Genomic DNA, 17342 nt, shown 5'->3' on the forward strand with positions numbered 1-17342 from the left:
CCAATTAAATTTTGTAATATAATTGCCTCTAATAAGTATAGCACGAGGTGCAATTATTTAATTTTAGGTAGTTAACTTTTGTAAAAAAAGTGTTAAAGTAGATTGTCGACTTTTTTAAAAGTAGGAAATTTTAGTTAAGAAGGTACCGTTAATGGACGAAAGTAAAATTCGTGAACTTTATGCAAAAAACGATATTGCAGAAGTTTTTACAAATTTAAATTCCTCATCCGATGGCCTAAGCTCACAAGAAGCTGCCAAAAGACTGCAAAAATATGGTTCTAACGAGATTAAAAAGTCTCAAGAAGAATCACAGTGGAAAGTATTTTTTAAAAATTTTGTCAGTATGATGGCAATTTTGTTGTGGATCTCAGGTGCGATTGCGATGTTCAGTGGCACAATTGAATTGGGAATCGCAATCTGGATGGTTAACATCATCAATGGCCTGTTTAGTTTTTGGCAAGAACGTGCGGCTAAAAGGGCAACTGACGCCTTGAACAATATGTTGCCGACTTATGTGCAGGTCATTCGTGATGGCAAAAAAGTGCAGATTGATTCTAAGGAATTGGTTCCTGGTGACGTATTTGTATTGCAGGCTGGGAATGCAATTCCTGCTGATGCTCGGCTAATTTCAGCAAGTTCAATGCAGGTTGACCAGAGTGCCTTAAACGGCGAGTCGGTGCCAGAATCTAAGACGACAAAGTATGATCCCGGTGAGGGTAGTTATGCTGAGACTAACTTGGTTTATTCAGGGACGACAGTTGGTGCCGGAACGGCGCGGGCAATTGCCTTTGCGACGGGAATGGACACCGAATTTGGTCGCATTGCGCAATTGACCCAAAAGCAAGACAAGGTTGATAGCCCGTTAACTCAAGAGCTTAACCGGTTGACCAAGCAATTATCAATTATTGCGGTTTCGATTGGGGTATTGTTCTTAATTGCAGCGATTTTCTTTGTTAAGTATCCATTTGCTAAGGCGTTTATCTTTGCGTTAGGGATGATTGTTGCCTTTATTCCGGAAGGTTTGCTGCCAACGGTTACTCTAAGTTTGGCGCAGGGTGTTCGCCGAATGGCGAAAAAGCACGCCTTGGTTAAAGAACTGAACTCAGTTGAAACCTTGGGTGAAACAACAGTTATTTGTTCCGATAAGACTGGGACATTGACCCAAAACCAAATGACAATTCATTATATCTGGACCTTGAAAAACGAATATAAGGTTACGGGTAATGGCTATGTTAATAATGGTCAAGTTGAATTAAACGGTAAGCAATTGTGGTATGAAGAAAACCCAGATTTACATAAGTTGATTCAGATTGCTTCGCTTGATAATGACACCGCGGTGCAGTCAAGTAAGGTTAAGGGTGGCAAGCCTAAAATTTTGGGGACACCAACCGAAGCTTCATTAATTATCATGGCGCAAAAGGCTGGTTTTGACCGGCAAAAAGTGTTGGTTAAGTATCCAAGAATGCGCGAATTACCGTTTGATTCTGATCGAAAGCGAATGACGACGATTCACCGCTGGAATGATAAACAATACATCATCTTCACTAAGGGTTCCTTCAGTGATGTGCTTAAGCAATGTGATCAAGTACAAGTTGATGGTCAAGTACGACCAATGACCCAAGATGATATTGACCGAGCTAATAAGGCTAATGCGCAATACGCTGCTCAAGGATTGCGGAGTATGGCAATGGCTTATCGGATTGTTGACAAAGCTGACACTGATGTCGCTAAGTTAACAATTGATACAGCCGAGACACACTTGGTCTTTGTTGGATTAACGACAATGAGTGATCCGCCACGGCCAGAAATTTATAATGCTGTTAGACGCTGTCACGAAGCCAAGATTAAGATTATCATGGTTACAGGTGACTCAAAGCTTACAGCTAAGTCTGTTGCGGTTCAAATCGGATTAACTTCTGATAAAGCGCGCGTTATTTCTGGAACAGAACTTGAGGCGATGAGCGATGATGAGTTGCGTGAAGCCTTGAAGGGAGAAGTTATTTTCGCTCGAGTTGCTCCTGAACAAAAGTACAAGGTTGTTAAGACTTTACAAGAAAATGGTGAAATTGTTGCCTCAACAGGTGATGGTGTTAATGACGCGCCAGCCTTAAAGCAAGCTGACATTGGGATTGCAATGGGGATGACTGGTACTGATGTTGCTAAAGACGCTGCCAATATTATCTTGACTGATGATAACTTTGCTTCAATTGTTGCCGCAATTGAAGAAGGTCGGGCCGTTTACAGCAACATTCGGAAGTTCTTGACGTATATTTTGACGTCTAATGTTCCTGAAGCCTTTCCGTCAATCTTGTTTCTTTTCTCCGGTGGTTTGATTCCACTCCCAATGACAGTTATGCAAATCCTAACGGTTGACCTTGGAACAGATATGCTGCCAGCATTAGGGCTTGGTGGTGAGGCCGTTGACCCAGACGTGATGAAGCAAGCTCCGAGAAAGCGTAATGAGCACTTGCTCAATCGCAGTGTTATCCTCCATGCATTCTTATGGTATGGCTTGATTTCAAGTATTATCTCGATTGGCGCATACTTCTTTGTCAACTCGCAAAATGGTTGGCCGCAAGTTGCCTTAGCCTCCAGTGGTCCTGTTTATATGCGGGCAACAACGATGGTCTTGGGTGCAATTGTCTTTACTCAGGTTGCCAATGTTTTGAACTGCCGGACCAACAAGGTTTCGATTTTCAAGAAGGGCTTGTTCAGCAATCACAATATTTGGTACGGGATTATCTTTGAAATCCTGCTCTTCCTTATTTTGACAGTAACACCTGGTTTACAACAATTATTCAACACGACAAGATTGTTACCAACAGATTGGTTATTCCTCTTCTGCCTGCCAATTCCACTTGTGTTAATTGATGAATTACGTAAATGGCTCTTTTTCCATAAAAAAGTTAAAGAATAAAAATAATAAAAACCGCTTATATATTAGGTAAGCGGTTTTTATTATGCTAAAATTAACTATTAAGGAGCATTAAAAAATGAAATGGATATCTACAATAACGCAAATTGGTAAACAAGCAATTAACCCGAAAGATAAAATGGTTATTTTGTTTGGTGAAAATGTTACTAAAGACTTAGTTGATGTATCGGTGATCCAAAAGTTTAGTGTGCAGACACCTGATAGTACATTCGTTTTTAAAAAGGGTGATACTATCACAATTGATGGTCAAACCTATGTTGCTGCGTTTGTTGGCAGTATGGTTGAAAGTAACATGCGCGCCTTGGGTCATGCAACTTTATTTTTAGACCAGAAGAAGCCCAAGAACCCATTAGCCAATGGTATTTATCTTGAATTGGATGCTAAACAGACGCTGCCAGAATTCAAGGTAGATGATGACATTGTCTACGAACACATATAATTAGGATGGTTTAATGGAAAATCAACGAAAACACTTAAAGCGCAGTATTTTTGAAAAATGGTTTTTAAATAATCGCTTTAGTATTGTGTTGCTTAATGTCTTATTGTTCTTCCTTGTGATTTGGTTGTTCAATAAGATTTCTTTTGTTTTAAATCCAGCACGGCTGTTTTTTAGTGCGATCTTGCCGCCGCTTTTACTAGCAGTAATTCAATATTACATTATGAATCCACTGGTAGATATGCTTGAGCGTAAGTTTAAAGTGCCACGAGTTATTACCATTGCTGGACTTTTTATCTTAGTAGCAGTGCTGCTTGTTTGGATTGTCAACACGCTTTTGCCGATTATTCAAAGTCAGATTAATTCGTTAGTTAAGCATTGGCCCTACATTTGGCATAATGCAACTATCGTTATCCAGGATAAGTTAAGTGATCCGCAATTTCATAGTGTTAAAAACAACATTAACGATGCTATCACGCATGCGCAAAACATGTTATTCAAGTCGAGTCAAACAGCGATTAACGCAGCGCTAGATAATATTTCATCGGCCATTAGTATTATTACCATTATTTTCATGACAGTTGTCACAGCACCGTTTATCCTGTTTTTTATGCTAAAAGACGGCCACCAATTACGACCATATATTACGGAATTTGCTCCCAAACGCTGGCAAGAAAGTTTTAGTAAATTATTATATGAAATCAATGCTGCTTTAGCTTCATATATTCGTGGTCAGATAACCGTTGCTTTTTGGGTTGGCATTATGTTTTCAATTGGCTACACTATTATTGGGCAGCCATACGCAATTGCTTTGGCGGTTTTAAGTGGTGTTTTAAACTTGATTCCGTATTTTGGAACGTTTATTGCCTTTATTCCGGCTTTAGTGATTGCAATTATGATCTCGGTGCCAATGCTAGTTAAGGTGATCATTGTGTTTGCGGTTGAGCAAACAATTGAGTCGCGGGTAATTAGTCCACTGGTCTTGGGTAATAAGATGGAAATGCATCCAGTGACCACGATTTTGCTCTTAATCGGCGCCAGCTCTGTTTGGGGTCTTTGGGGTGTGATTTTTGGGATTCCGATTTATGCAATCTTGAAAATTATTATCATGCGCGTGTACAATTATTACCGTAAGGTTTCGCAGGTTTTTGCGGAGGATAAGAATGTTGCTTTAACCACAGAAGCTACAAATAAAAAAGAAAAAATAACAAAAGAATAGAAGAAGTGTGGTTGTGAGCCACGCTTTTTTATTAAGGAGAAAACTATGACGAATCACGTTGTGTTGTATGAACCGTTGATGCCAGCTAACACTGGTAATATTGCTCGGACTTGTGCGGGGACAAATACAGTGCTAGATTTGATTGAGCCATTGGGCTTTCAGATTGACGATAAAAAGATGAAGCGCGCGGGACTTGATTATTGGGATAAGGTAGATGTCAAGCGCCACGATGACCTAGAAGCATTTTTAAAAACATTAGGTCCGCAAGACGAGATGTACTTAATTTCGAAGTTTTCAGCGAAAAATTATGCTGAGGTTGATTATACTGACCCAGATAAAAATTATTACTTTGTTTTTGGAAAAGAAACAACTGGCTTGCCTGAAACCTTCATGCGCGAGTACTATGACCGCAATTTGCGTATTCCAATGTCGGATAATATTCGCTGTTATAACCTATCTAACTCTGTGGCAATGGTCTTACTTGAGGCGCTGCGCCAGCAAGGCTTTCCGAATATGGAAACGGCCCATCATTACGAAAATGACAAATTGAAGGATGATTATAATCGCCCTGAGCGTTACGAAAGAAATTTAGGAGAAGAATAAATAATGGATTTTGTTAAGGAAACACCAGTGATGGTTAAGAACTTTCACTATGACATTAATGAAGAATCAGAAACAAAGGATCAAGTTAATTTTGGTCTGAAAAAGGTTGAAAAACAAAATGATGACGGGACAACTGATGCTGGTAAAGATGGCAATTACTTTGATGTGACAGTTATTTTTGATGTTGCACCAGCTCCCGGAGAATTTTCTGTGAGTGGGATGATTAGTCAAATCGTTCAAATTAAGGACTATTTTGGTGATGGCAGCGATCTCGATAAGACCGACTACAAGCTGCTCAGCCGCCCGTTAGTTGAGTATATTGAGACTTTAACTTATGAAGTTACGCAAATTACCTTGGATCAACCAGTTAATTTGAACTTCCAAGCTAATTTTTAGGCCCTAATTAGGTGCAATTATGCCTAAGAAAAGGAGAAAAACAACTAAAAAACGTAAGAAGGCGCAAAATACAGGGATAACTTGGTCAGTTATTGGTCTAATTCAGCTTATTATTGCTGTTTGGGCATTTGTCAAATTTGGTATTTTAGGTAGACAAATTGCCAATTGTTTTCGTTTGTTTTTTGGTGATTCTTATTTACTGGCAGCAGGTCTGTTTGACTTGTTTGGCTTGGTAATGCTGATTTATAACAAGCCGATGCACTTTAAATTCAAACGCAGTTGCGGCTTGTTTTTGGCGATTTTAGGAATACTGGTAATTCAGAGCAGCATTTATTTTGAGCATGAGCTAGTTAATAATGCTTTTATGAATGTCTTTTGGCACGAGATTTCTGCCGAATTTGGTCGAGCAGCGATAACAGTGCCAGTTGGCGGCGGGATGATTGGTGCTCTCTGCTATCAATTATTTTATCAATTGCTTGGTCATATTGGCCTACGCGTAATCGCAGTCTTATTGATTCCGATTGGGCTGTTAATGTTTTTTGATGTTAAATTTAGAACAATTATCGGAAAATTTCAGTCCATCAGCCAGCTTTTTATAGTTAAAAACCAACAAGCAGGGACTAAAATCAAAGATAAGTACGCGGTGTTACGTGAGAAGCAATTACAAAAACGCGAAGAGCAACAGGCGCGTGATTTAAATGATCCGCTGAACTCGGAATCAGCGATTTTTCCTAATGTTAATGATTTTACTGTTGAAAAAGATGAAACTGAAGAGCCGCCTGCGCAAGAAGATTCATCTGAAACAGAGCAGCTTCAACCCTCAATTACTGAGGATAATGAACCGCAAATTCAAATTGCCAGTCAGGAAGCTCCTAAAAGTGAGCCGACAGCGATTGAATCGCAGCCAGAAGCAGCAACTGATCAACAAGAAGAATCAAGTTTGCCGAAGTCACATTCGTTTGCCGACGAAGACAAGAAAATGCTACAAGAGTTGGCAGATGTTGACCATGGTGAATTGAAAACGCAGCAAAAGACTAATCCTAAATATCGTAAACCGCCGCTATCGCTGCTTAATCCAGTTAAAAATACTGACCAGAGCTCGGATAAGACGTTAATTCGGCAAAATACGCAAACCTTGCAGACCACTTTTAAGAGTTTTGGTGTCAATGTCATCATCAAGAAGGCGATTTTGGGACCAACAATTACGCGTTACGAAGTTCAACCTGCTGTTGGTGTTAAAGTCAGCAGAATTGTCAACTTAGCCGATGATTTGGCGCTAGCTTTAGCTGCCAAGGATATTAGAATCGAAGCGCCAATTCCTGGTAAACCGTTTATCGGGATTGAAGTACCTAACCGAACAACCTCAGTTGTTGCCTTTAAGGATGTCATGCAGCATCAAGATGCCAAGGCAGAGCAGGAGCCAATGGTTGTGCCTCTCGGTAAGGACGTAACGGGCCAGACAATTTCGGCTAATTTAGCTAAAATGCCGCACTTGTTAATTGCTGGTTCGACTGGTTCTGGTAAGTCCGTAGCGATTAATACGATTTTAACTAGTATTTTAATGAAGGCAATGCCTGACCAAGTTAAATTGATTTTAATTGATCCTAAGATGGTTGAATTGTCAGTCTATAATGGCGTGCCTCATTTGCTAATTCCAGTTGTAACGGATGCCAAGTTAGCTGCCAATGCATTAAGCAAGGCCGTTAAGGAAATGGAGCGGCGTTATAAATTGTTTGCCGCGAGTGGTGCCCGCAATATGGGTGAATTTAATGAAAAGGTTCGCCTAAACAATCTAGATAAGTCAAAGCCGGCAATGAAGCCGTTACCTTATATTTTGGTTGTGGTTGACGAGTTAAGTGACTTGATGATGGTTGGCGGCCATGATGTGGAAGGTGCAATTGTCCGTTTGGGACAAATGGCGCGTGCAGCCGGAATTCACATGATTTTGGCAACGCAGAGACCGAGTGTTGACGTAATTACAGGTTTAATTAAGGCCAATGTACCATCGCGAATCTCATTTGCTGTCTCCAGTGGGGTTGATTCACGAACGATTTTAGACCAAACTGGAGCCGAAAAATTGCTGGGCCGTGGCGACATGCTGTATATGCCTGTAGGTGCGTCAAAGCCCGAACGAATTCAGGGTGCTTATGTGTCTTCCAGTGAAGTTGAAAAAGTAATCTCATGGGTTAAAGAGCAGCAGAAACCCGTATATGATGAAGAAATGATTCCGCAACAGGGCAGCGATAATGTAGCAGATAACGATGAGCCGGAAGATGAATTCTATAATCAGGCGGTCGACTTGGTTAGACGCCAGCAGACCGCTAGTGTTTCAATGTTGCAACGCCGCTTTAGAATTGGTTATAATCGAGCTGCAAGAATTGTGGACGAGATGGAAGCAAAAGGGGTCGTTGGCCCTTCAGAAGGATCAAAGCCGCGCCAAGTCTTGCTGCCACCTGAAGAAACAACTGAAAAGTAATTTTTAAGAAAGTTTAGCATGTGGCAATTTTAGCTAATTTTACGGCTAAATAATGTTAGAATTAACTCGAACATTGTGATCGTAAAAGTGTAGAATTGAACAAGTAATTGTTATATAATTTGTAATGCTGTCCAGATTAATAGCTCTTAATTGAGCAGAAAAGGAATGTTAGAATGCAGCGAGCAATTGTTTTTGGCGCTACTGGTGGAATAGGACAGGCTATTTGTGCAGATTTGGCACGAGATGGCTGGTCGCTTTATGTTCATTGCAGTCAAAATTGGCAAGCTGCTTGTGAATTAAGTGAAAACTTAGCCAAGCAGTTTCCCCAGCAAGATTTTATTCCAATTAAACTTAGTTTTTTAGTTGATAATAATGATTTACAAACCTTTGTCCAGGGGTTATTGCCGATTAATGCGGTTGTTTTTGCACAAGGCATTACCGATTATAATTTTGTCAGCGGGCAAAATTTATCTAAGATTGACCAAGTTATGACGGTTAATCTGACGGTACCAATTAAATTAACTGGCTTGCTTGAGCCGCTATTAATTAAAAATGATTTTAGCCGGATTGTATATTTGGGTTCGGTTTATGGCGGTCAAGGTAGTGCGATGGAAGCTGTTTATAGCAGTTCAAAAGCGGGACTAACCCGTTTTGCTCAAAGCTATGCGCGCGAAGTTGCGTCAGCTAATTTGACAGTTAATGTCATTGCTCCTGGTGCGGTTAACACGCCGATGAACGCGATGTTTGCACCGGAAACAATGGAAGAGGTCAAGGGTGAAATTCCTGCTGGTCGGCTTGCCGAAGGCAGCGATATTTCATTCTGGGTCAAGAATTTGCTCAATCTTCGCTCTGGCTATTTAACAGGTCAGACGATTTATGTCAGCGGCGGCTGGCTTTTATAAATGTAAAATAAAGTAGTAGTATATGTTATACTCAAGTTGTTAGTAAAGATTTTTAAAGAGGTAACTATGGCAGATATCGGAGATAAATTACGCAGTGCCAGAGAGGCAAAGGGACTTTCAATTGCAGATATTGAAAAAGCAACCAAAATTCAAGGTAGATATCTGACGGCAATTGAACAAAATGATTTTGATAAACTTCCCGGAGATTTTTATGTACGGGCTTTTATTAGACAGTATGCCCAGATTGTCGGCTTAGATGGCAAGCAGCTGCTCAGTGAATACCATCAAGAAGTTCCCGCAGCCCAACCAGATGAGTACGTTGAGGATTCGATTGATAATAAGAGCGAGGAAGTTCGCAAGACAACCAGTAACAAAAAGAAATTATGGAAGAACTACCTCCCACGGATTATTGTGGGTCTGGGAGTAATTGGTGTGATTTTGGTTTGTTACGTGGTCTACGCTCACTTTTCAGCAAGTCATAATCAGGATGTTAATCCAGATAAGGGTGTTTCAATTTCTTCAGGAAATACTAATAAGCCTAAGAAAAAGCAGCCAGTCGTAGCTAATTCGGTTAAGATTAAGGAGTTAGCTGCTAACCAATTCCAAATTACTGGCTTGAAGAAAAATCGTAATTTAGTTGTGCGTGCTGGCGATCAAAGTATTACTGTCACTATTTCATTTAATGGTGTTAGACAAGCATCACAAACTTTGGCAGCTGGGCAAAAGCAAACGATTGCTATACCGACTAATGCTCAAAATGTGGGTGTTAACTTGAGTAATGCTTCAGGCACTAAGGTGACAGTTGGCGGTAAAAAAGTACCATATGACGACCAGAATGGCTACTTGAATTTAACTTTGTTGATTGGTAAGCAACGCAGTCAGACTACGAGTCAGTCAAATTCAACTAATAATTATCGTTCAAATACCAATAATGGCACTAATAGTACCAATTCTAGTCAGTCTACTCATAGTTCAAATAATCAGGCTACTCATAACAATAGTACTAACAATAATTCACAACATAATCAAACTACCCAGAATAATGGTCAGAGCAATAACCAGACTAATACTACTAATAATGGTAACCAGTCTGGAAGTTCAACTCACTCTTCAACCACTAATAATGGCAGATAATTATCAAATATAGGAGAAGTAGTAGAGAATGAATTTACCTAATAAATTAACTGTTTTTAGAATATTTTTAATTCCAGTATTTGTGTTAATCGTCATGTTTGGCGGCAACGCAAGTACACAAGTTGGTAGCAGTACCGTATATTGGCGGTTAGTAATTGCTGCAGTTGTCTTTGCAGTTGCTTCTGCAACTGACTGGTTTGATGGTCACATTGCGCGGTCACGCAATATGGTAACTAACTTTGGTAAGTTTGCCGATCCGTTGGCCGATAAGATGTTAACAATGACTGCCTTCATTATGCTGGTTGAATTAAAATTGGCACCAGCTTGGGTGGTTGTAATTATTGTTTGTCGTGAGCTTGCAGTTACTGGCTTGCGGCTGATTTTGGCAGAAAATAAGGGCCAAGTAATGGCTGCAGCAATGCCTGGTAAGATTAAAACAACTTGCCAAATGTTGTCTGTTATCTTCTTACTGATTGGTAATTTTTACTACATTGGGACAATTTTATTGTACCTAGCATTAATCTTTACAATCTACTCTGGCTGGGACTACTTCCACAATTCATGGGATGTTTTTAAGGGTTCAATGTAACAAAATAAATGAATTTAAGTAAAAAAGCACTGACAAAGTTAGTGCTTTTTTTGTGCATATTTTTAAAATACTAAAATATAAAAAATTCAATATTTTTGCTTAATTAATTCTCGATTGTTAGCATTAAATTAATAGAACTGTTAAAAAGGAGAATATATATGAGTAAAAAAATTCCAATGGTTGAATTTAGAAATGTCTCGAAAATTTACTCTAAGAGCGAAAAGCCGGCTGTTGAGAATATTAGTTTCACAATTGACAAGGGCGAGTTTTGCTGCTTAATTGGTACTTCTGGTTCTGGCAAAACAACTTTAATGCGGATGATTAATCGGATGAATAGTGTGACTAAAGGTGAAGTTTTTGTGGAAGGTAAAAACGTTAAGTCGTTTAATCCTGTAAATCTCCGACGGCATATTGGCTATGTTATTCAGAATAATGGCTTGATGCCACACATGACAATTCGCCAGAATATTGTTTTGGTTCCCAAATTGTTGAAATGGCCAAAAGAAAAATTAGATAAGGAAGCAGAAGAGCTAATTGCAATGGCAGAATTGCCTAAAGATTATTTGGATCGCTATCCTAAAGAGTTATCTGGCGGACAGCAACAACGAATTGGTGTCGTGCGGGCTCTTGCAGCGGACCAAAGTTTGATTTTAATGGATGAGCCGTTTGGTGCGCTTGATCCGATTACACGTGAAAGTTTGCAAAATTTGGTGCAGCACTTACAGACTAAGTTAGGCAAAACAATCGTGTTTGTCACCCATGACATGGATGAGGCGTTAAAATTGGCAACAAAGATTGTCGTTTTGCATGACGGCCAGCTAATTCAGGTGGGGACGCCGGATGAAATCTTGCATCATCCTGCTAATGACTTTGTAGAGACCTTAATTGGCGAGGAACGTTTGGCGGCTGCTAAATACGAAACGGTGCAGGTCAAAAATGTGATGTTAACTAATCCGGTTCAGATTAATCTTGGTGCGACGCTATCAGAGGCCTTAACCATGATGAAAGAGCATCATGTCGATACCTTGCTAGTAGTTGATGATGAAAATCACTTAAAGGGCTACATTTCAATTGATGCGTTGCAGCGCAAATACCAATCGCTCACTAGTGTTAGTGATATTTTGCAACAGGTAGCTTATACTGTTGGACCCGAAGAATATTTGCGTGATAATTTTAGTCGTATTCTAAGCCGTAATGGTCAATATATTCCAGTGGTTGATTCTGAAGAAAAGTTAGTTGGTATTGTTACGCGGTCGAGCTTAGTTAATGTTGTTTATGAATCAATCTGGGGCGGTAAATCAGCCAATAAGCAATCAGCAAAAGAGGCGAAATAACATGTCAGCTTTTTTTGCACAACATGGTTCAGAATTAATTGTTAAAACATGGCAGCAGATTTATATTTCGGCAATTGCCTTAGCGCTGGGGATTTTAGTTGCAGTGCCACTAAGTGTTATTTTATTAAAATTTCCCCGAACAGCTAAAGTAGTCGTTGCCTTTGCTAGTATGTTGCAGACAATTCCGGCATTGGCACTACTCGCGATTATGATTCCCTTTTTTGGAATTGGTCAAGTGCCAGCAATAATTGCGTTATTTTTATATAGCTTAATGCCGATTTTGCGTAACACCTATGTTGGCTTAACAGGAGTAAATCAGGATACGATTGATTCAGCGCGCGGTCTAGGTATGACGCAGCTGCAATTAATTACGAAAGTCGACTTGCCTCTAGCAATGCCAGTGATTATGGCCGGCATCAGATTATCGGCAATTTATGTAATTGCGTGGGCAACTCTGGCTTCCTACATTGGAGCCGGCGGGTTAGGTGACTTCATTTTCAACGGGTTAAGCCTCTACCAGCCAAGTTTGATTTTGGGCGGCACAATTCCTGTAATTATTTTGGCGTTACTAACTGATTATCTCTTAGGTAAATTGGAAAAAAGATTAACGCCGAAAGGAATATAGGGGGTGCTAGAAATGAAAAAACAAGTCAAAAAATTCTTTTTAATTGTTAGTATTTTAATTGTAACCGTAGCTACAAGTGGATGTGGGTTGCCCGGCTTGTCAGACAGTCAGGGCAGTGGTCAAAATATTCGCATCACAGCTTTGACGACAACAGAATCACAAACAGTAGCGAATATTATTGCGCAACTGATTGAGCATGAAACGCCATACAAAGCAACTATCGTGAATAATTTAGGCTCGGCACCAATGCAGCATCAGGCGTTATATCGCCATGACGCCGATATTCAGGCTGCAGCTTATGACGGTGGAGAGCTAACCGCCAATCTTTTAATGGCACCGATTAAAGACTCTAAAAGAGCAAATGACACGGTTCGTCGTGAAGTTAAAAAGCGGTGGGATCAGACATATTTACATACATATGGTTTTGCTAATAATTATGCTTTTATGGTTAATCGAAAAGAGCAAAAGCAAGATCATCTTTACAATATTTCTGACTTAAAAAAATATCAGAACAAGTTTTCTGTTGGAGTTGCGTCAGAGTGGGTTAATGCACCAGGAGTTGGCTATTCTAACTTCCAGACAGCTTACGGCATTACTTTTAGCAAGTTGCATCCGATGAACATTGGACTGGTATATTCGGCACTTAAAAGTGGCAAAATGAATGTTATCCTTGGTTATTCAACCGATGGGCGAATTGATAGCTATCACTTGAATTTGCTTAAGGATAACAAGCACTTTTTCCCACCGTATAATTGTGGGATGTTGATTAATAATTATGTTTTACGCGAACATCCAGAGTTAAAGCCATTATTGATGCGACTGGTTGGTCATATTAATGTTCATGAAATTCGGGCGATGAATTACCAAGTTGATGATCATTTGCTTGAGCCCGCAACGGTTGCTCATCAGTTTTTAGTTAAGCATCATTACTTTAAGGAGGCGCAATAATGGCTAAGTTATCGTTATGGCAGCAGTTTATCTATTATTACCAACACAATGGCAGTTATGTGCTAGCGCAATTTAATCGAACATTTTTAATTTCAATTTATGGTGTTTTATTTGCAGCTATTATTGGCATTCCCGTTGGCATTTTTATCTCTCGCAATACTCACTTAGGTGACTTTGTGGTTGAAATTGCTAATTTTATCCAAACTATTCCGTCGCTAGCGCTACTTTCAATTGTCATGATTGGGCTGGGACTCGGCGTAATGACGGTAATTGTTACCGTGACGCTATATTCGCTGCTGCCAATTATTAAGAATACTTATACGGGCATGCGTAATGTCGATCGAAACATAATTGATTCGGGAAAAGGAATGGGTATGACAAGATTGCAGCTTTTGTACTTGGTAAAGTTGCCACTATCAATGTCTGTTATTGTTGCCGGCTTGAAAAATGCGCTTGTGATTGCAATTGGTATTACCTCGATTGGCTCCTTTGTCGGTGCTGGCGGGTTAGGCGACATTATCATTAGGGGAACGAATGCGACTAATGGTAGTGCGATCATTTTAGCTGGTGCCGTGCCAACAGCGTTAATGGCGATATTGGCTGACGTGGTTTTAAATCTTTTACAAAAGTGGTTGCAACCAAAAGGATTGCGCCAGTAATTTTTTCGCAAAAAAAGAGACTTTTAGCGTACTTAATAATGTGGGATAAAAGAATAAACATTTGTTCGGTTTTCCTTGCAAATTAGCAAGAAATCAAAGTATAATTAATTGGTATTAAATAGAGGAGGCAAATCGCTTGGCCAAAGACGAAAAACAAAAGGCACTTGAAAGTGCATTGAAAAAAATTGAAAAGAATTTTGGTAAAGGCGCCGTAATGCGAATGGGCGACAAGGCTGATACCGAAATTTCGACGGTTCCGTCCGGTTCGCTGGCACTTGATGCGGCTTTAGGTGTTGGCGGTTATCCACGAGGAAGAATTATTGAAATTTATGGGCCTGAATCTTCAGGCAAGACGACGGTTGCTTTGCATGCCGTTGCTGAAGTTCAAAAGCGTGGCGGCACCGCTGCTTATATCGATGCCGAAAACGCAATGGATCCTGCATATGCACAAGCTTTAGGTGTTGACGTTGACGCGCTGATTTTGTCACAGCCAAATACTGGTGAAGAAGGGTTGCAGATTGCTGATACCTTGATTGCCAGTGGTGCCATTGATATTTTGATTGTCGATTCTGTTGCCGCCTTGGTGCCGCAAGCTGAAATTGACGGCGATATTGGTGATAGTCACGTGGGTTTGCAGGCGCGGCTAATGAGTCAGGCGTTGCGTAAGCTTTCTGGTAATATTAATAAGACCAAAACCATTGCGATTTTTATTAATCAAATTCGGGAAAAAGTTGGTATCATGTTCGGCAACCCTGAAACCACGCCTGGTGGTCGTGCCCTGAAATTTTATTCAACAATTCGTTTAGAAATTAGACGAGCTGAAAAAATCAAGCAAACTGGCGGCGACATTACTGGTAACCGAGTAAAAATCAAGGTGGTCAAGAATAAGGTTGCGCCACCATTTAAGGTTGCTGAAGTCGACATGATGTATGGTAAGGGTATTTCTCAAAGTGGAGAATTGCTCGATATGGCAGCTGATAAGGATATTATTGCTAAGGCTGGTTCGTGGTATTCATACAATAATGAGCGAATTGGTCAAGGCCGAGAAAACGCTAAGAAGTATCTTGAAGAGCACCGAGACATTTATAACGACGTTCAGCATCAAGTCCGCCAAGCTTATGGAATTGATGAAAAGTCAATCGCTGACCGTGAAGATCCGGAAAAAGTTAAAGTTAAAAAAGCAAAAGATGAAAATGTGACAAAGGAAGCTGTAGAAAAAGAAACTGACAACAAAAGCAAATAGAGTTGAAGAAATTAACCTTGACCTTGGAATTTAAGGCAAGGTTTTTTTCTTGGTGATTGACATGTGTCCCGCGGTTCTTTATCATTAATATTGTGTGAATAATCTAAAAAATAAAAAAAGGCGATAGTAATCATGACAAATATAATTTTGATTCCCGTCGCAGTTGCTATTATTTCAATTATAATTGGCTTAGGAATTGGTTATGCAATTCGTAAACATATTTGGGAAAAAAATGCCCAGAATGCGCAAAATGATGCTGACCATATTTTAACCGATGCAAAAGCACAAGTTGCTGCTGCAAAAACCGAGGTTAATGCACAAAAGCAGGCTACCGAGGCCTTAAAGCAAAGTGCTGAAAACACTAAAAAAGAGAAGATTCTTGAAGCTCAAGAAAAAATTCAGGATTATCGGCAAAAAGTGGAAGACGAATTAAATGTTAAGCGTGACACAATTGCGCGTGACAATAATCGGCTGAAACAACGAGAAGATACCCTTGATCATAAGAATTCTTTACTTAAAGAACAAGAGAATGAACTTAACCAGAAAAAGGATCAATTACAAAAACAGCAGGAAGAACTGAATGATAAGGTTAAAACTGCTGCTGAGTTAGTCGATCAAAGACAACAGAAGTTGTATGAAGTTGCTCACCTTGACAAGCAGCAAGCTAAGAAGTTGGTGTTAGACCAATTAGCTGATGAATTAGTCAAAGAGCGGGCAGAAATGATTAAGGACAGTAATGAAGAGGTAGTTGCTAAGGCAGACCACTATGCTCGTCAAATAATCATTGATGCTATTCAAAGTAGTTCTGCAGATACAGTGGCTGAAACCACGGTATCTGTAGTTGATTTGCCTAATGAAGAGATGAAAGGACGAATTATCGGTCGTGAAGGCCGGAATATTCGTTCATTTGAGGCGCTGACAGGTATTGATTTAATTATTGATGATACGCCTAAAGTGGTTACTCTTAGCGGTTTTGACGCAATTAGACGTGAGATTGCCAAGCGGGCAATGGAGCGGCTGGTTAAAGATGGCCGAATTCATCCTGCTCGAATTGAAGAGACGGTGGATAAGGCTCGTAAAGAAGTCAATGACGATATTTATGAGGCCGGTGAAAGCGCATTAATGGAACTTGGGATTCACAAGATGAATCCTGAACTAGTTAAGACGCTTGGGCGCTTGAAGTATCGTACTTCATACGGACAAAATGTGCTTGGTCACTCAATTGAGGTGGCCAAGCTTGCTGGTACTATGGCAGCAGAACTTGGTTTAAATGAAAAATTAGCGGTTCGCGCGGGATTATTACACGATATTGGAAAAGCCATCGACCATGATATTGAAGGTTCACACGTAGAAATTGGTGTGGAATTAGCACGGAAGTATCATGAGTCAGATGTTGTTGTTAACGCAATTGCAGCCCACCACGGGGATGTGCCGAAGTTGTCGTTTATTGCTGAACTAGTTGTTGCAGCAGATGCGCTTTCTTCGGCAAGACCGGGTGCGAGAAGTGAGAGTTTGGAAAACTATATTAGACGGCTGACTGAACTTGAGCAGATTGCTAAGCGGTATGAAGGAGTTAAGCAGGCTTACGCCATTCAAGCTGGACGTGAAGTTCGGGTAATGGTCGAGCCAGAGAAAATTTCGGATGATCGAATTACCGTTTTGGCACGTGATATTCGGAATCAGGTTGAAAAAGAACTTGATTACCCTGGTAATATTAAAATTACAGTTATCCGTGAAAAACGGGTTGTGGCAGTTGCAAAATAAAATTAAAGCTGGATTCGAGAGAATTCAGCTTTTTGCGTGGAATTAATTATATTATTTATTGTCTTTTTAGCCATTTTGC

At 40.0% G+C, this 17342-nt stretch carries 15 protein-coding genes; all 15 read left to right on the forward strand.

Annotated elements, in window-relative coordinates; all coding sequences use genetic code 11:
- Positions 1-151 precede the first annotated feature (151 nt).
- Positions 152-2917 (forward strand): cation-transporting P-type ATPase, encoded by a 2766-nt coding sequence (locus tag PT287_RS09245; protein ID WP_277134423.1) that lies wholly within the window; start codon positions 152-154, stop codon positions 2915-2917.
- Positions 2918-2993: 76 nt separating this feature from the next.
- Positions 2994-3374: a PTS glucitol/sorbitol transporter subunit IIA gene (locus PT287_RS09250; protein ID WP_277134425.1), complete on the forward strand. Its 381-nt coding sequence runs from the start codon at positions 2994-2996 to the stop codon at positions 3372-3374.
- Positions 3375-3387: 13 nt separating this feature from the next.
- Complete coding sequence (locus PT287_RS09255) at positions 3388-4590, forward strand: AI-2E family transporter (protein ID WP_277134427.1); 1203 nt, start codon at positions 3388-3390, stop codon at positions 4588-4590.
- A gap of 45 nt (positions 4591-4635) precedes the next feature.
- Positions 4636-5193: a tRNA (uridine(34)/cytosine(34)/5-carboxymethylaminomethyluridine(34)-2'-O)-methyltransferase TrmL gene (gene trmL, locus PT287_RS09260; protein ID WP_277134429.1), complete on the forward strand. Its 558-nt coding sequence runs from the start codon at positions 4636-4638 to the stop codon at positions 5191-5193.
- A 3-nt stretch (positions 5194-5196) separates the two neighbouring features.
- Positions 5197-5589: a DUF1149 family protein gene (locus PT287_RS09265; protein WP_277134430.1), complete on the forward strand. Its 393-nt coding sequence runs from the start codon at positions 5197-5199 to the stop codon at positions 5587-5589.
- Between the two features lie 19 nt (positions 5590-5608).
- Positions 5609-8065 carry a DNA translocase FtsK gene (locus PT287_RS09270; RefSeq protein WP_277134432.1) on the forward strand — a complete coding sequence of 819 codons (2457 nt, stop codon included), beginning with the start codon at positions 5609-5611 and terminating at the stop codon, positions 8063-8065.
- Between the two features lie 173 nt (positions 8066-8238).
- Positions 8239-8967, forward strand: coding sequence for an SDR family NAD(P)-dependent oxidoreductase (locus tag PT287_RS09275; RefSeq protein WP_277134434.1), 729 nt, complete (start codon positions 8239-8241; stop codon positions 8965-8967).
- Between the two features lie 66 nt (positions 8968-9033).
- Positions 9034-10101 carry a RodZ family helix-turn-helix domain-containing protein gene (locus PT287_RS09280; RefSeq protein WP_277134436.1) on the forward strand — a complete coding sequence of 356 codons (1068 nt, stop codon included), beginning with the start codon at positions 9034-9036 and terminating at the stop codon, positions 10099-10101.
- 28 nt (positions 10102-10129) lie between these two features.
- On the forward strand, positions 10130-10690 hold the full coding sequence (pgsA, locus tag PT287_RS09285; RefSeq protein ID WP_277134438.1) for a CDP-diacylglycerol--glycerol-3-phosphate 3-phosphatidyltransferase: 561 nt from the start codon (positions 10130-10132) through the stop codon (positions 10688-10690).
- A gap of 158 nt (positions 10691-10848) precedes the next feature.
- Positions 10849-12024: an ABC transporter ATP-binding protein gene (locus tag PT287_RS09290; RefSeq protein WP_277134440.1), complete on the forward strand. Its 1176-nt coding sequence runs from the start codon at positions 10849-10851 to the stop codon at positions 12022-12024.
- 1 nt (position 12025) lies between these two features.
- Positions 12026-12649 carry an ABC transporter permease gene (locus tag PT287_RS09295; RefSeq protein ID WP_277134442.1) on the forward strand — a complete coding sequence of 208 codons (624 nt, stop codon included), beginning with the start codon at positions 12026-12028 and terminating at the stop codon, positions 12647-12649.
- 12 nt (positions 12650-12661) lie between these two features.
- Positions 12662-13597 (forward strand): glycine betaine ABC transporter substrate-binding protein, encoded by a 936-nt coding sequence (locus tag PT287_RS09300; RefSeq protein WP_277134445.1) that lies wholly within the window; start codon positions 12662-12664, stop codon positions 13595-13597.
- Positions 13597-14256, forward strand: a complete 660-nt coding sequence (locus PT287_RS09305) for an ABC transporter permease (protein WP_277134447.1) — start codon at positions 13597-13599, stop codon at positions 14254-14256. Before PT287_RS09300 ends, PT287_RS09305 begins: the two co-directional genes overlap by 1 nt.
- Positions 14257-14392: 136 nt before the next feature.
- Positions 14393-15499: a recombinase RecA gene (gene recA, locus PT287_RS09310; RefSeq protein ID WP_277134449.1), complete on the forward strand. Its 1107-nt coding sequence runs from the start codon at positions 14393-14395 to the stop codon at positions 15497-15499.
- A gap of 132 nt (positions 15500-15631) precedes the next feature.
- Positions 15632-17263 (forward strand): ribonuclease Y, encoded by a 1632-nt coding sequence (rny, locus tag PT287_RS09315; protein WP_277134451.1) that lies wholly within the window; start codon positions 15632-15634, stop codon positions 17261-17263.
- The last annotated feature ends 79 nt before the right edge of the window (positions 17264-17342 follow it).

The sequence above is a fragment of the Lactobacillus sp. ESL0679 genome, from assembly GCF_029433515.1.
Taxonomy (GTDB): domain Bacteria; phylum Bacillota; class Bacilli; order Lactobacillales; family Lactobacillaceae; genus Lactobacillus.

Coding starts and splice junctions, on each gene's coding strand:
- PT287_RS09245 (WP_277134423.1), top strand. CDS start 152: ATGGACGAAAGTAAAATTCGTGAACTTTATGCAAAAAACGATATTGCA.
- PT287_RS09250 (WP_277134425.1), top strand. CDS start 2,994: ATGAAATGGATATCTACAATAACGCAAATTGGTAAACAAGCAATTAAC.
- PT287_RS09255 (WP_277134427.1), top strand. CDS start 3,388: ATGGAAAATCAACGAAAACACTTAAAGCGCAGTATTTTTGAAAAATGG.
- trmL (WP_277134429.1), top strand. CDS start 4,636: ATGACGAATCACGTTGTGTTGTATGAACCGTTGATGCCAGCTAACACT.
- PT287_RS09265 (WP_277134430.1), top strand. CDS start 5,197: ATGGATTTTGTTAAGGAAACACCAGTGATGGTTAAGAACTTTCACTAT.
- PT287_RS09270 (WP_277134432.1), top strand. CDS start 5,609: ATGCCTAAGAAAAGGAGAAAAACAACTAAAAAACGTAAGAAGGCGCAA.
- PT287_RS09275 (WP_277134434.1), top strand. CDS start 8,239: ATGCAGCGAGCAATTGTTTTTGGCGCTACTGGTGGAATAGGACAGGCT.
- PT287_RS09280 (WP_277134436.1), top strand. CDS start 9,034: ATGGCAGATATCGGAGATAAATTACGCAGTGCCAGAGAGGCAAAGGGA.
- pgsA (WP_277134438.1), top strand. CDS start 10,130: ATGAATTTACCTAATAAATTAACTGTTTTTAGAATATTTTTAATTCCA.
- PT287_RS09290 (WP_277134440.1), top strand. CDS start 10,849: ATGAGTAAAAAAATTCCAATGGTTGAATTTAGAAATGTCTCGAAAATT.
- PT287_RS09295 (WP_277134442.1), top strand. CDS start 12,026: ATGTCAGCTTTTTTTGCACAACATGGTTCAGAATTAATTGTTAAAACA.
- PT287_RS09300 (WP_277134445.1), top strand. CDS start 12,662: ATGAAAAAACAAGTCAAAAAATTCTTTTTAATTGTTAGTATTTTAATT.
- PT287_RS09305 (WP_277134447.1), top strand. CDS start 13,597: ATGGCTAAGTTATCGTTATGGCAGCAGTTTATCTATTATTACCAACAC.
- rny (WP_277134451.1), top strand. CDS start 15,632: ATGACAAATATAATTTTGATTCCCGTCGCAGTTGCTATTATTTCAATT.